The 13,230-nt window shown below is 61.0% G+C and carries 11 protein-coding genes; 5 read left to right on the top strand and 6 right to left on the bottom strand.

Translation table 11 applies throughout. From position 1 onward, the window contains the following. Nucleotides 1–2: 2 nt before the first annotated feature. Nucleotides 3–1,505 (bottom strand): malate dehydrogenase (quinone), encoded by a 1,503-nt coding sequence (mqo, locus tag G7Y31_RS07445; RefSeq protein ID WP_165006748.1) that lies wholly within the window; start codon nt 1,503–1,505, stop codon nt 3–5. Nucleotides 1,506–1,841: 336 nt separating this feature from the next. Here mqo and G7Y31_RS07450 point away from each other — a divergent pair, with 336 nt between their 5' ends. The 4 genes from G7Y31_RS07450 to G7Y31_RS07465 all read left to right on the top strand — a co-directional run bounded on the left by G7Y31_RS07450 (nt 1,842) and on the right by G7Y31_RS07465 (nt 5,718). Next, the gene (locus tag G7Y31_RS07450; protein ID WP_165006751.1) at nt 1,842–2,870 is read left to right on the top strand and encodes an alpha/beta hydrolase; all 1,029 of its coding nucleotides are present in this window, start codon (nt 1,842–1,844) and stop codon (nt 2,868–2,870) included. Nucleotides 2,871–2,978: 108 nt separating this feature from the next. Next, complete coding sequence (gene mtr / locus G7Y31_RS07455; RefSeq protein WP_196823543.1) at nt 2,979–4,355, top strand: mycothione reductase; 1,377 nt, start codon at nt 2,979–2,981, stop codon at nt 4,353–4,355. A gap of 313 nt (nt 4,356–4,668) precedes the next feature. Continuing rightward, nucleotides 4,669–5,184 carry a hypothetical protein gene (locus G7Y31_RS07460; RefSeq protein ID WP_165006757.1) on the top strand — a complete coding sequence of 172 codons (516 nt, stop codon included), beginning with the start codon at nt 4,669–4,671 and terminating at the stop codon, nt 5,182–5,184. 51 nt (nt 5,185–5,235) lie between these two features. Beyond that, on the top strand, nt 5,236–5,718 hold the full coding sequence (locus G7Y31_RS07465; protein WP_165006760.1) for a hypothetical protein: 483 nt from the start codon (nt 5,236–5,238) through the stop codon (nt 5,716–5,718). A gap of 230 nt (nt 5,719–5,948) precedes the next feature. Here G7Y31_RS07465 and map read toward each other — a convergent pair whose 3' ends face one another. The 5 genes from map to dxr form a co-directional block, all read right to left on the bottom strand. Beyond that, on the bottom strand, nt 5,949–6,818 hold the full coding sequence (gene map, locus G7Y31_RS07470) for a type I methionyl aminopeptidase (protein ID WP_196823544.1): 870 nt from the start codon (nt 6,816–6,818) through the stop codon (nt 5,949–5,951). Nucleotides 6,819–6,908: 90 nt separating this feature from the next. Further along, the gene (locus G7Y31_RS07475) at nt 6,909–8,699 is read right to left on the bottom strand and encodes a penicillin-binding transpeptidase domain-containing protein (protein WP_165006763.1); all 1,791 of its coding nucleotides are present in this window, start codon (nt 8,697–8,699) and stop codon (nt 6,909–6,911) included. A gap of 108 nt (nt 8,700–8,807) precedes the next feature. Next, complete coding sequence (ispG, locus tag G7Y31_RS07480) at nt 8,808–9,971, bottom strand: flavodoxin-dependent (E)-4-hydroxy-3-methylbut-2-enyl-diphosphate synthase (protein WP_165006766.1); 1,164 nt, start codon at nt 9,969–9,971, stop codon at nt 8,808–8,810. 69 nt (nt 9,972–10,040) lie between these two features. After that, nucleotides 10,041–11,249, bottom strand: a complete 1,209-nt coding sequence (locus G7Y31_RS07485) for a M50 family metallopeptidase (RefSeq protein ID WP_165006769.1) — start codon at nt 11,247–11,249, stop codon at nt 10,041–10,043. Between the two features lie 100 nt (nt 11,250–11,349). Beyond that, complete coding sequence (gene dxr, locus G7Y31_RS07490; protein WP_165006772.1) at nt 11,350–12,519, bottom strand: 1-deoxy-D-xylulose-5-phosphate reductoisomerase; 1,170 nt, start codon at nt 12,517–12,519, stop codon at nt 11,350–11,352. A 118-nt stretch (nt 12,520–12,637) separates the two neighbouring features. On the opposite strand from dxr, the gene G7Y31_RS07495 reads away from it, so the two are divergent. Beyond that, nucleotides 12,638–13,093 carry a DUF2631 domain-containing protein gene (locus tag G7Y31_RS07495; RefSeq protein ID WP_165006775.1) on the top strand — a complete coding sequence of 152 codons (456 nt, stop codon included), beginning with the start codon at nt 12,638–12,640 and terminating at the stop codon, nt 13,091–13,093. Nucleotides 13,094–13,230: the final 137 nt, after the last annotated feature.

Raw genomic sequence — 13,230 nt, forward strand, 5'->3', positions numbered from 1 at the left:
TACTAGGACTCGTCGAGCTGCAGAGTCTTCTGGGTGAACTCCCACATCTCTTCGTAGAGCTTCTTGTTCTTGGCCAGCTTCTCGCCGTAGGACGGAATCATTTCCTGGATCTTATCGGCCCAGTGGATCATGTGCTCACCGAAGCAACGCTCCAGCAGCTCCACCATCACTGCCGGGGTAATCGACGCACCCGGGGAAGCACCCAGCAGGCCAGCGATGGAACCTTCCGGGCTGTTGACCAGCGTGGTGCCAAATTCCAACGTGCCGAAGTGCGGGGCCCCTGCAGGCTTGATCACCTGCACGCGCTGGCCGGCGATCACGGTTTCCCAGTCGTTAGGATCTGCAGAAGGCACGTACTCCTTGAGCGCTTCGACGCGCTTTTCAAAGCTCTTAGCCACCTCGGAGACCAGGTACTTGGTCAGGCCGAACTCCTGCACGGCCACACCCAAGTAGGACGGGATGTTATCCGGACGGATGGACTTGAACAGGTCCAGGTAGGAACCCTTCTTGAGGAACTTCGGCGACCAGCCACCATAGGGACCAAACAACAGGCCTTTCTCCCCGTCGATGACGCGGGTGTCCAGGTGGGGCACCGACATCGGTGGAGCGCCCACGGCTGCCTTGCCGTAGACCTTGGCGGAGTGCTGCTCCACCAGCTCCGGGTTCTTGGCGCGCAGCCACAGGCCAGACACCGGGAAACCGGCAAAGCCAGAGACCTCACGCACACCCGCCTTGCGCAGCAGGTCCAGGGCGTAGCCGCCCGCGCCGACGAAGACGAACTTCGCGCGCACCACGGAGTAGTCCCCGGTGTGGACGTTCTTGGCGTACACCTTCCAGTTGGAACCGTCGCGCTTGATGTCTACTACCTCATTGCCATAACGGATTTCCGTGCCGGCGGCCTTCGCGGCGGTCAAGAACTGCTTGGTCAGGGCGCCAAAGTTGACGTCGGTGCCCGCCTCGGTCCAAGAAATTGCCACCTTCTGGGAGCTGAAGTCACGGCCCTTGGCCATGAGCGGTAGCATGTCAGCGAATTCGGCCTCGTCTGCGGTGAACTTCATGTTGGGGAACATGTGGTTGCCGGAGAGCAGATCATAGCGGCGCTTGAGGTAGTCCACCTGGATTTCGCCCTGCGCGAAGGACACGTGCGGGACCGGGTTGATGAAGGCCTTGGGGTCGGTCAGGATGCCATTGTTGAGCTGGTGTGCCCAGAACTGGCGGGAGACCTGGAACTTTTCATTGACGCCCAGCGCCTTGGAGACGTCGATCTTGCCGTTCTTTTCCGGGGTGTAGTTGAGCTCGCAGAGTGCGGAGTGGCCGGTGCCAGCGTTGTTCCACGGGGAGGAGGACTCCAGAGCGGGGCCGTCCAGGCGCTCGAACACCATTTGCGTCCAGCTGGGCTCCAGCTCCCGCAGCATGGCGCCCAGGGTGGCGCTCATGATTCCGGCGCCGATGAGCGCTACATCTACTTCTTCAGTGACCTGTGCGGTCTTCTTTGCGGAGGACACGTTCTATTACCTCTTTTGGTTTTAGCAGTCTTGAGCACTTCGGATTATTCATCGCGGCGCTGCAAGAGATCCCCTGCCCAGGCGGCACCTCGTGCGGGTGTAACCCGCGCTTCACACTGCGGCGAGTGGCCAGCGGCCCTCCGTCGGGATGTGACACCACCCAAGGTTGAAAAATCCCTTGCGCGCTCGCATTAAGCAAACACTCTACGCCCCTGCGCGCCCATATGGATCATAGGCTCCCCTCATGTTCGGGTATCTTCCAGCGTGCCCGCGCCCGTTTTGACCACGGTGGCGCCTTGCCGCCGTTACCACACCCGGGCACCTAATGTAGAGCGCATGACTGATTCAATGCAGACTGATTCATTGCAGTGGGAGCCCGACATCCTGGGCGCTGATTTCTACCGTGCCACCCTCGACTTGGGCCCGGACCCGGATGGTGAGGGCACCGCAGTAGCCACTGTGGTCACCTACCGTCCCGGCACCGATCCCTTAGGCCTGGAGCAGGCTGTGCTTGCCGATTCCCCCTCCCGCCCCGCCCTCCTGTGGGTCCACGGCATGTCCGACTACTTCTTTTCCGCCCACGTGGCCCGGCACTACTTCGATGCTGGCTACGCGTTTTATGCCCTGGACTTGCGCAAGTGCGGCCGCTCCCGCCGACCAGGGCAAACCTGGCACTACGCCACGGACCTGTCAGTGTATTACCGGGAGCTTGGCCAGACGGTGGAGATTCTCACTCGGCTAGGCCACCCGGGAGTGGTGCCGATGGGGCACTCTACAGGCGGGCTAATTTGTTCCTTGTGGCTCGACTCCCAGAGGCCTGCGGGCGTGCAAGGGCTGATTCTCAATGGCCCGTGGCTAGACATGATGAATGTACCCAAGCCACTACTCAAGGCTGGCGCCCCCGTGATTGATGCGGTGGGCAAGCGCTGGCCCAAGATTGCCTTTCCTGGCGGCAACCTCACCGCCTTTGGCGAATCGATGCACGCCAGCCACCACGGGGAGTGGAACTTTGACTTAGAGTTCAAGCCCTTGGGTGGCCACCGCAAGTACCTCGGCTGGCTGCGCGCGGTCTTGGCCAGCTTTAAAAAACTCCACTCGGGTGTGGATGTGGGCGTGCCCTATCTGACGGTTTGTTCCACGCGCTCGATTCTGGGTGAGCCCTATTCAGAGGAGATTAACTACGTTGATTGCGTAGTAGACGTCCGACAAACCATGACGTGGGCTCCCACCTTGGGGCGCGACTGTACGTTACGGCCGGTGCATGGAGCCCGGCATGAGGCCTTTGCCTCGAAGGCCTCCGTGCGCCAAGAAGTATTCGGTATCGTCGATAGCTGGCTGGACACCCACGTCCCCGCCACTGTCTAATCCACTGTCTAAACCACTAGCTGAACCATCGCCCAAACCACTGCCCAAACCACTGCCCAAACCACTGTCCACCCCGAAGTATTTTCACACAGTCAAAAGGAATCCTTGATGTCCCAAGCTACAGCTCACTATGACCTGATTATTATTGGTGCCGGATCCGGTAATTCCATCCCAAGCCCCGAGTTTGATGGCCTGTCGATTGCCATTATTGAAAAGGGCAAGTTTGGCGGGACGTGCATGAATGTTGGCTGCATTCCTACCAAGATGTACGTCTATGCTGCCGATGTCGCCTTAGCCGCCCGCGAGGCCTCCGCCCTGGGGGTCGATGCCCAGGTCAACTCCGTGCGCTGGGAAGCGATTGTGGATCGGGTTTTCACGCAGCGCATCGACAAGATTGCTGCAGGCGGCGAGGCCTACCGCCGCGGGGAGGAAACCCCCAACATCACAGTCTATGACCAACATGCGCGCTTTATTGGACCTAAGACCATTGAGGTCGGCGGGCAGACCATTGCCGGGGGGCAGATTGTCATTGCTACCGGCTCCCGGCCGATTATTCCGGAGGTCTACGCCAACTCCGGGGTGAAGTTCTACACCAATGAGGACATTATGCGCACCCCAACTCAGCCGCGCAGCCTCATTGTGGTGGGCGGCGGGTTCATTGCCATGGAGTTCGCCCACGTCTTTGACGGCCTGGGCACGCAGGTGACCATTGTCAACCGTTCCGAGAAGCTCCTGCGTTTTCTGGACCAGGACTTAGCGGAGCGCTTCAACCACGATGTCCGGCAGCGTTTCGATGTACGCATCGGCTCGGGCACCCAACTGGAAGAGACCCCTGACGGGGTGCGGCTGACCCTGGATACCGGAGAGGTTATCGAGGCCGAGGCCATCTTGGTCGCCACCGGCCGCCAGCCGAACGGGGATCAGATGAACCTTGCGGCAGGGGGCATCGGCATGCATGAAGATGGGCGGATTAAGGTAGACGAATTTGGGCGCACGGAGGCGCAGGGCGTGTGGGCGTTGGGGGATGTTAGCTCGCCGTACATGCTCAAGCACGTGGCCAATGCGGAGACTCGCGCGGTAGCGCACAATCTTTTGCACCCAGAGTCCCTGCAGCCGATGCCGCACGACCTGGTGCCCTCCGCTGTCTTTACTCACCCGCAGATTGCCACTGTCGGCATGACCGAGCAAGAGGCCCGCGGCCAAGGCTTTGACGTTACGGTGAAGGTGCAAAACTACGGTGATGTGGCCTATGGCTGGGCGATGGAAGACAGCACCGGGGTATGCAAGCTGGTCGCAGACCGCGCCACCGGCCGCCTGCTGGGCGCACATTACTACGGTCCACAGGCATCGACGCTTATCCAGCAGATGATTACCGTAATGGCCTACGACATTGATCTGCGCGACTTTGCCCGCCGTCAATACTGGATTCACCCTGCCCTGCCTGAAGTGACAGAAAACGCTGTTCTAGGCCTTGATTTCGACTAAATCGCGTTACGTGATAGAAATCACCACTACCCCCGTCACAATAACCACATCCGTAACAACTGCGATTTAACATCGGACTTTACCCTCCGCCTAGACCATTTCACTACGGTAAAGACGGGGGGATTTTCCAGCAATCTAGCCAGCGTTTCACAGAATGACGTGCACTTTCTAACGGCTGCGGCTAAGGTTACTTGCGACACCGGCCCCAGCCGTTCGACCGGCGACCGAGTGTGAACCGGTAGCCCCGGCTGCCAGTAACACGAGGTTTCCAGCCTGGAAGCCTTGCCCGTACGACATTTAAGGACTATTTGATATGCGTATTCGCAATGCAGCCATCGCTGGCGCAACCGCACTTACAGTCGCCTTTGGCGGCACCACCGTAGCTGTTGCTCAGGAAACCCCCGGCGGCTCCAACACCGCTCAGCAGAGCTCCGACCAAAACGACAAGAGCTCCTCCAAGGAGAGCCAGAGCTCCACAAACAACGAGCAGAGCTCCGCAAACAACGACAAGGGTTCCGCAAAGCAGGAGAACAAGGGCTCTTCCGACAAGGGCACCGCCCCGACTGGCTCCGCCAAGACCGATGCTGACAAGAAGTCGGAGACCTCCTCCAAGATCGATGCTTGGCTGCAAAAGGACCAGCCGGCACAGGGTGTTGGCATCTTCGGTTCCTCCAAGGGTGCCGCTGCTGCTGAAGAGGACTTCAAGGAGCAGCCGAACTGGGCTAAGGCTTTCTACGGCCTGGGCATCGCTAGCCTGATCGCTACCGTTCTGGGCCTGGTTGTTGGCCCGATCCACAACTTCTTCGTCCACGGCCCGTCCTTCCGCTAATCGCAGCGACGACAACCCATCCCCACCTCTCCGAAAGGTCAAACTCCTATTATGCGTAACTTCCGCACCGCAGCCGTCGCTGCAGCCACCGCTGTCGCTGTAGCTTTCTCCGGTACTGCCATCGCTTCTGCTGCTGACGCCGGCTCTTCCGACGCGAAGACCAACCAGTCCTCCACTGAGAACAAGCAGTCCTCCAACGACAACCAGGCAACCGGCTCCGCTAAGACCGAGGGCGAGCAGTCCTCCAAGCCAAACGCTCAGTCCTCCACCGGCAACGGCGGCACCACCCTCTCCTCCAAGATCGGCGCTGAGACCGATGCCCACAAGCTCGACAACAAGAACGACAAGGGCTACGTCACCGGCACCGACCTGTCCTCCAACAACCCGGACAACGGCAAGTGGGTCAACATCTGGTCTGGTGGCACCTACGCACTGGTGGGCACCGCCATCGCTGGCGCATTGATCGCCCTCTACAACTACGCCGTCTACACCGGCCTTCTGCCGAACCACATCCTGGATTCGATCTTCCGCTAAACCGGCAGACCTTCTAAGCCAGAAGACCCGCAATCCCAGGAAGCGTTGCTAAGTCCACGGACCTAGTAGCGCACAACCTTGCGGCATAGAATAAAGCGCACCCCACACGGGGTGCGCTTCTTTTTTATCTCTGCGAGCTGGAGCTAGCGGCATCAGCAGCTAGCACGCGTCAGGATTCTAGCCGCCGTCGGCAGCTAGCCCGCGCCAGGCGACTACGCAGCGTCAGGAATCTAGTCCTCGTCAGGCAGCGTGAGAATCTCTGCACCATCCTCTGTGATGACCAGGGTGTGCTCGAACTGCGCGCTAAACTTCCCGTCAGTGTTTTGCACAGTCCAGCCGTTGTCCCAAATCTCGTAGTCCAGATCGCCCAAGTTGATCATCGGCTCGATGGTCAGCGTCATGCCCGGCTCCAGGATGTTGCGATACGTGGTGTTCTCATAGTGCAACACCACTAAGCCATTGTGGAACGTGGGGCCAATTCCGTGGCCGGTGAAGTCCCGCACCACGTTGTAACCAAATCGGTTGGCGTAGGACTCAATCACCCGACCAATCACGTTGATCTCGCGCCCTGGCTTCGCAGCCTTAATAGCGCGCAAGGTTGCCTCCTTGGTGCGCTCCACCAAAAGGCGGTGTTCCTCAGCCACATTGCCAGCCAGGAAGGTGGCATTGCAGTCGCCGTGCACACCGTGTTTGAAGGCCGTGACGTCGATATTAACAATGTCCCCATCCTGGATAACTGTGCTATCCGGGATGCCATGGCACACAATCTCATTGAGAGAAATGCACACGGACTTGGGGAAATGCAAGTACCCCAGGTCGGAGGGGTAGGCGCCATGGTCGCACATGTACTCGTGGGCTACCCGGTCGATCTCATCGGTGGTCACCCCTGGGGCCACCGCAGCGCCAGCCACCTTCAAGGCATTGGCAGCAATGCGCGAGGTCTCCCGCATCGCCTCGATAACCTCCGGTGTCTGGACAAAGGGCTCCCCGATGTTTTCTTGTGCGCTGTCCTTCCACACGTACTCTGGGCGCTCGATGTGCTTGGGCACCGTGCGTACAGGAGTAGGCGTTCCGGGGGTCAGCATTCCGCGATTAGTCATAGCCACCATGGTAACCGTCCCGCACGCCACTTCTCCCGGCGGGGTAAGGCTCACCCGGGATTGCGACTCAAGGTCCCGCCCTGCCGGGATTTAAAGCCCGGGGTTAGGGCGGGAGCGCAAGTCATCCAGGGTGCGGAAGAAGTGATCCGTCAACGCCACGGAGGTCTCCGATCCGCCCCCCAGGACCACCAGGGTGGCAAAAGCAATGTCATCATCACGGAAACCGGTAAACCACGCGTGGGAACCACCGGTAATTTCGGCCTCACCGGTCTTGCCGTAAATCTCCCCGCCGGCTCGCATGCCCGCAGCAGTACCGCTGGTTACAGTAGAGCGCATCATGGTGCGCAGATTTTCAATCACGTGCGGGGCGGGGCCGTCAATCTCCTCTGAGGGGGTGGTCTTCTCCCCCGCAATCAGCCGCGGCACCGGACGCACACCTGCAGCCACCGTGGAAGACACCAGCGCCATCCCAAAGGGGCTGACCAAGTCCAGGCCCTGACCATAACCGGCCTCCGTGCGCTCAAGCGGCGTCTCGCCTTCCGGCACTGAGCCAGTCACGGTGGTCAAACCCGGGATGTCATAGTCAATCCCTAAACCAAAACGCTTGGCCTCCTGTTTGAGCTCACCTTGCTCCAGCCGGGTAGAAATATCTGCAAACGTGGTGTTGCAGGAACGCGCAAAGGCCTGCTCTAGCGGCACCGAGCCCAATCCGAAGCCATTGTAGTTTGTCACCACGCGCCCGTAGAGGTTCATGGTTCCCGGGCAGGGCACGATGGAACCAGAGTCAAGGCCTTGCTTGTCTATACCCGCTCCTGCCGTAAGAATCTTAAACACCGAACCCGGCGGGAACTGCCCACTTAGCGCCAGGTCGCCACGCTTATCGGCCGCAGCCGTCTGTGCCACCGCCAGAATTTCCCCGGTTGACGGGCGCATGGCCACAATCATTGCCTCGGAATCTGCCCGCAGGTTTACCGCGGCCTCAGCTGCGCGCTGCACGTTGTAGTCCAGGCCCACCCGAATGGCCGGGGAAGGCTGGGCTGCGTGATACTCGATATCGGTCAACGACGCACCGTTTTCATTAACCACCGCCACACGCCAGCCGTTTGTCCCATCCAAACGGTCCGCAACGAGAGTGCGCACGCGGGACAAAATATCAGTGGCAAAGCCTTCCTCCCGCACCGTCAGCGCCGGTTCCTCGTTAAATCGCACGCCCGCAAGCCCCAGGGCCATGACCTCGCGCTCAACGGCATCGTCATAGAGCCCAACGGAGTAGACACCTGAGGCCTTTGCCAGGGCATCGGCAAGCTCGGCGGGATCCTGGGCCACCAGGGGGGCTAAGGCGGCGGCGACCCGGGCGGTATCAGCAGACTTAGTATCCACCAGCAAGCGGTACTGCAGGCCGGGGGTGAGCAGCTCCACCCCATCGGAACTAACCACTGAGGCCCGCTCAGCAGCGACCGGGCGCAACTCCAAGTGCTGGTGCGCGCCTAAGCGCGGGTGCAGCACCGAAGGCTGCCAGTCCACCGTCCATTCCTGCCCCTGCTTGGTCAACACTGCCGATGCCTCATAGTCCAGCGTCCGCTGCCGCGGCAGCATCCAACGCACCGTGTAATGCGCCGTAGCCAGGGATTCCTGCTGCTCTACGCGGTCGAGCTCGATGTCCACGCTCTCAGCTTGCAGGCCGCTAAAGGTGGCCTCGACAACCTCGGTGGCCTGGGCAGGCTGTGAGACCACCTGGCCCAGGGCCTCCATGTCCCGCTGCTCCAGCGCCTGGGCAAATTGCTGCGCCACCGGCTGCGCAGAAGGCGGCTTAGGCGTACACGCGACAAGCGCCGTCGTAGCCAGCGCCGTCGCGCACACCAAAGCCGCCATCTTTTTCATGCCTCAACACCCTAATCGCGCATGAGCGAAACCCCGGGAGGCGCGCAGTATAGCCGCAGTCTTGCCAGGGCGTTGCCAGGTTAGCGGGCGCCACGGCGGGTCACGGGCCTATTTAGTGACGCGGACCTCGGCCTTGGCACCTTCGACCGCCTCCAGGCCCTCTTCCTCAGCAATGCGCATGGCCTCTTCAATCAGGGTTTGAACAATCTGCGACTCCGGCACAGTCTTGACCACTTCGCCCTTGACAAAGATCTGTCCCTTACCATTGCCTGATGCCACGCCCAAGTCGGCATCGCGGGCCTCGCCCGGGCCATTGACCACGCAGCCCATGACGGCCACCCGCAGCGGGAACTCCATGCCCTCCAAACCGGCGGTAACTTCTTCCGCCAGCTTGTACACGTCCACCTGAGCGCGGCCACACGAGGGGCAAGAAACAATCTCCAGCTTGCGGGGGCGCAGGTTTAACGCCTGCAGAATCTGGTCACCGACCTTGATTTCTTCGACCGGGTCCGCGGACAAGGACACACGGATGGTATCCCCAATGCCCTCCGAAAGCAGCGCGCCAAAAGCCACCGAGGACTTGATAGTGCCCATGAACTTCGGGCCCGCCTCCGTCACCCCCAAGTGCAGCGGGTAATCAGTCTGGGCAGCTAGCTGGCGGTAGGCCTCCACCATCAATACCGGGTCAGAGTGCTTCACCGAAATGGCGATGTCGCCGTATCCGTGCTCTTCAAACAGGCTGGCCTCCCACATGGCGGACTCCACCAGCGCTTCCGGCGTGGCCTTGCCGTACTTCTCTAGCAGGCGCTTATCCAAGGAGCCACCGTTGACGCCAATGCGGATGGGAATGCCAGCGTCCCCGGCCGCCCTTGCCACCTCTTTAACGCGGCCATCGAATTCCTTAATGTTGCCCGGATTCACGCGGATGGCCGCGCAACCCGCGTCAATGGCCTGGAAAATGTACTTAGGCTGGAAGTGAATATCCGCAATCACCGGAATGGGCGACTTCTTCGCAATAGCCGGGAGGGCTTCTGCGTCTACAGTCTTGGGGCACGCCACGCGCACAATATCGCAGCCCGTGGCGGTGAGCTGAGCAATCTGCTGCAGCGTCGCGTTGACATCATGGGTTTTGGTGGTAGTCATGGACTGCACGGAAATGGGGTGCTCCGAACCCACTCCCACCGGGCCCACAAAAAGTTGCCGCGTCTTCCTGCGCGGAGCCAGCGTGGGGGCGGGACCTTCGGGCATACCTAGGCCGATGGCGGTAGACATTCACACTCCTAGAAATCAAGGGCACTCAAGCCGCAGACACAACAGTCGCAGCATCACTCACACTCTACGCTAGCCAAACAACCTAATGGGGTTGACCACGTCCGCCAGGATCACCAGCGCACCAAAGCCCATAAGCAACGCCGCCATCACGTAGGTGACCGGCATCAGGCCCCGATAATCGGCCGGGCCCAGCGCAGGCCTACCGCGCAGGCGACGGATGGCATCACGAATCTTCTCATAAATCACCACCGCAATGTGACCGCCGTCGAAAGGCGGCAGCGGAATGAGATTGAACAACGCCAAGAAGTAGTTCAGCGACGCCAACATCATAAAGAACGCGGGCCACAGGCTGCGCTCCACCAGCTCCCCGCCCACGCGGGACGCACCGACCACCGACATCGGGGAATCATCCGCCCGCTCGGAGCCAAAAACAGCGGCGACCACTCCCGGCACCTTCGCCGGTAGTTTGATTATCGCCTCTACCGTGGACTTGGCCATATCCCAAGAAAACGCTGCCGTAGCCGGGACCACCGTGGACCAATCATGCTGAACCATCACATCTACTGGGGCTGAAGCCACGCCGATAGAACCGACGTCTACGGCCGGGCCCCCTGGCGAGGAGGGGCGCTCGACGGCATCGACAAGCACCGGCAGCTCCAACTGGCTACCTTGGCGCTCGATGCCCAGGGTGACCGTCTGGCCAGGCATAGTCAGGATGCGCTCGCGCAGCTCCACAAAATCAGCGACGGGCTCCCCATTAACCGCCGTGATAATGTCCCCAGGGCGCACCCCGGCCACAGCCGCCGGGCCTGCGCCCTGACACGGCGCCAAGGAGCCATCAGCCAGCACATCCGCGGTACACATGGTTTCGCCTACTCGCGCGCGGACATCAGCATGCGGATCCGGCAGGCCAGCATTCAATCCAACGCCAACGAGGATGGCAAAACCCAACATGACATTGACGGCCACCCCGCCGGAGAGCACCACAATGCGCTGCCAAGCGGGCTTGGCATACATGGCGTGCGGCGCCTCCTCAGCGCTGAGCTCATCTTGCGCCGTCATGCCCGCAATATCGCAAAACCCACCCACTGGCAGCGCCGCCAGGGAATACTCCGTGTCACCGCGCTTAAACGCCGCAACTTTGGGGCCAAAACCAATAGAGAAGCGGCGCACCCGCATGCCAAATGCGCGCGCGGTGTACATATGCCCTGCCTCATGCAAAGCGATAGTCAGCCCAATGCCTAAGGCGAACAAGACGATACCGGCAACGTGTGCCATCAATTACCTACCAATTCTGATACTGCCATGTAGTGCCGGAGCCTTGAGGCGACCGTGATGGATAGCGGAGTGCGTAGCTGGGGGCGCAGACCGCTAAAGCTTACGTGGCGAGGGTGCGCAGGTGGGCATCGGCCAGCTCACGCGCCTGCTGCTCCACCTCCAACACCGCATCCAAGTCCGCGAACTGAGCCCGCGGGCCACCAATGGCGTCCAGCCGCTCCATCACGTGGGCAACCGTATCCACAATCTGCGGGAAAGCAATACGCCCAGCAAGGAAGGCCTCCGCCGCCTGCTCATTCGCGGCGTTATAAATCACCCCGGTGCCTGCTGCGGCCGCAACCCGGGCGAGCTCCACAGCGGGGAAATTGGCGTCATCGACCGCCTCAAAAGTCCAGGTGTGCGCCTGGCTAAAGTCTAGAGCCGGTTGCGCGGCGGGCACCCGGTGCGGCCAATCCAAGGCCAAGGAAATGGGCAGCTTCATCGACGGCGGGGAGGCCTGCGCCATGGTGCACCCATCAACGAAGGTGGCCATGGAATGGACAATCGACTGCGGGTGAACCACCACGTCAATGTCCTGCGGGTCCACGTCGAAGAGCAAGGTGGCCTCGATAAGCTCCAGGCCCTTATTGACCAATGTGGCGGAATTCAGCGTATTCATCTGCCCCATGGACCACGTGGGGTGCTGGGCAGCCTGCTGCGGGGTGACCTCCCACATTTGTTCCCGGGTCCAGCCCCTAAAGGGCCCTCCAGAGGCTGTGAGCACCAGCCTAGACAGTTCTTGCCGATGCCCCGCCATCAGCGCCTGTGCCATCGCCGAATGCTCCGAGTCCACAGGGATAAGCTGACCTTCGCGCGCGGCAGCCAGCACCAGCGCCCCTCCCGCCACCAGAGACTCTTTATTGGCCAATGCCAAATAAGCGCCAGACTCCAAAGCGGCCATGGTCGCCGCCAATCCGCGCGAGCCCACCAGGCCGTTGAGCACAGTGTCCGCCGCAACATCCTGAGTGAGGGCCACCGCTGCGTCCGCCCCGCTGCGCACCGGGCCGCCCAATGCTGCGGAGACCTCCTCTGCAGCCTCGACGTTAGCCACGGCCACGTGGTCATACGAAAGATTGAAAGCCCGGGCTTGGTCAATGATCAACGCCGGGTTGGCCCCGCCGGCCGCAATGCCCACCACGCGGAATTTATCCGGGTTATCAGCAATAAGCTCCAGGGCTTGGGTGCCAATGGACCCGGTGGAACCGAGAATAAGGATGCTCTTCACACTCACGGCTCTACCCTAGCGCACCGGCTCGCCGCACGGGTGGGGGTATCTAATCGCTTCGCGGCCCGGGATGGACTATCCTAATGGGGAGAAAAATTAGGCACGCACACGCGAAGGAGAGCAAGTGTCTTCCCACAAGCTGACCCCCGAGGTCTACGACGGCGTTTCCACCGAAGACGTACCATCCGCAGCATTCGGCTGGTCTCGCACCTCACGCAAGGGCGTCCAGATAGCCGGCTGGATTTCCGTCTTCGTCCTGTTGATGTACAACTTCGGTAACCACCGGGGCCACGTTGAGACCGTATTCCTGGCTGTCTTCACCGTCGTCATCACCCTGGGCCTGCTCATCCACCTCTTCCAGCCCAAGATGCCGCAGGTGCGCACCCTCACCGCCCGCAACAAGCCGGCCGGCCACCAGGAACCCGAGTGGGCCTACGAGCAAAAGACCCTGGGCAACGTCTACGCAGAGCTTAGCGATGCCGAGCTGCGTGCCCTCAACATCGACCCCGCCCGCGTTGCACACCTGCGCAACCAGGACGGCGCAGTGGCCAGCTCCACCGCAAAGCACGCGCTGCACTAATCTCCCCCTCCTTCGGAAGGCCCCGGCGACTGCCACGCACAAGCCTTCCACAACACGAAAACCGGTGCTTCCCCATGACGGGAAGTACCGGTTTAGTCGTTTTCGCCTGCAGTCTACAGTGCAGTAGCCTCCGGTGC

It is taken from the genome of Corynebacterium lizhenjunii (assembly GCF_011038655.2).
GTDB classification, from domain to species: Bacteria; Actinomycetota; Actinomycetes; order Mycobacteriales; family Mycobacteriaceae; genus Corynebacterium; species Corynebacterium lizhenjunii.

What these genes read in the sequence shown, in the direction of transcription:
- G7Y31_RS07450 (WP_165006751.1), top strand. Translation starts at nt 1,842, where the DNA reads ATGACTGATTCAATGCAGACTGATTCATTGCAGTGGGAGCCCGACATC.
- mtr (WP_196823543.1), top strand. Translation starts at nt 2,979, where the DNA reads ATGTCCCAAGCTACAGCTCACTATGACCTGATTATTATTGGTGCCGGA.
- G7Y31_RS07460 (WP_165006757.1), top strand. Translation starts at nt 4,669, where the DNA reads ATGCGTATTCGCAATGCAGCCATCGCTGGCGCAACCGCACTTACAGTC.
- G7Y31_RS07465 (WP_165006760.1), top strand. Translation starts at nt 5,236, where the DNA reads ATGCGTAACTTCCGCACCGCAGCCGTCGCTGCAGCCACCGCTGTCGCT.
- map (WP_196823544.1), bottom strand. Translation starts at nt 6,818, where the DNA reads ATGACTAATCGCGGAATGCTGACCCCCGGAACGCCTACTCCTGTACGC.
- G7Y31_RS07475 (WP_165006763.1), bottom strand. Translation starts at nt 8,699, where the DNA reads ATGAAAAAGATGGCGGCTTTGGTGTGCGCGACGGCGCTGGCTACGACG.
- ispG (WP_165006766.1), bottom strand. Translation starts at nt 9,971, where the DNA reads ATGTCTACCGCCATCGGCCTAGGTATGCCCGAAGGTCCCGCCCCCACG.
- G7Y31_RS07485 (WP_165006769.1), bottom strand. Translation starts at nt 11,249, where the DNA reads ATGGCACACGTTGCCGGTATCGTCTTGTTCGCCTTAGGCATTGGGCTG.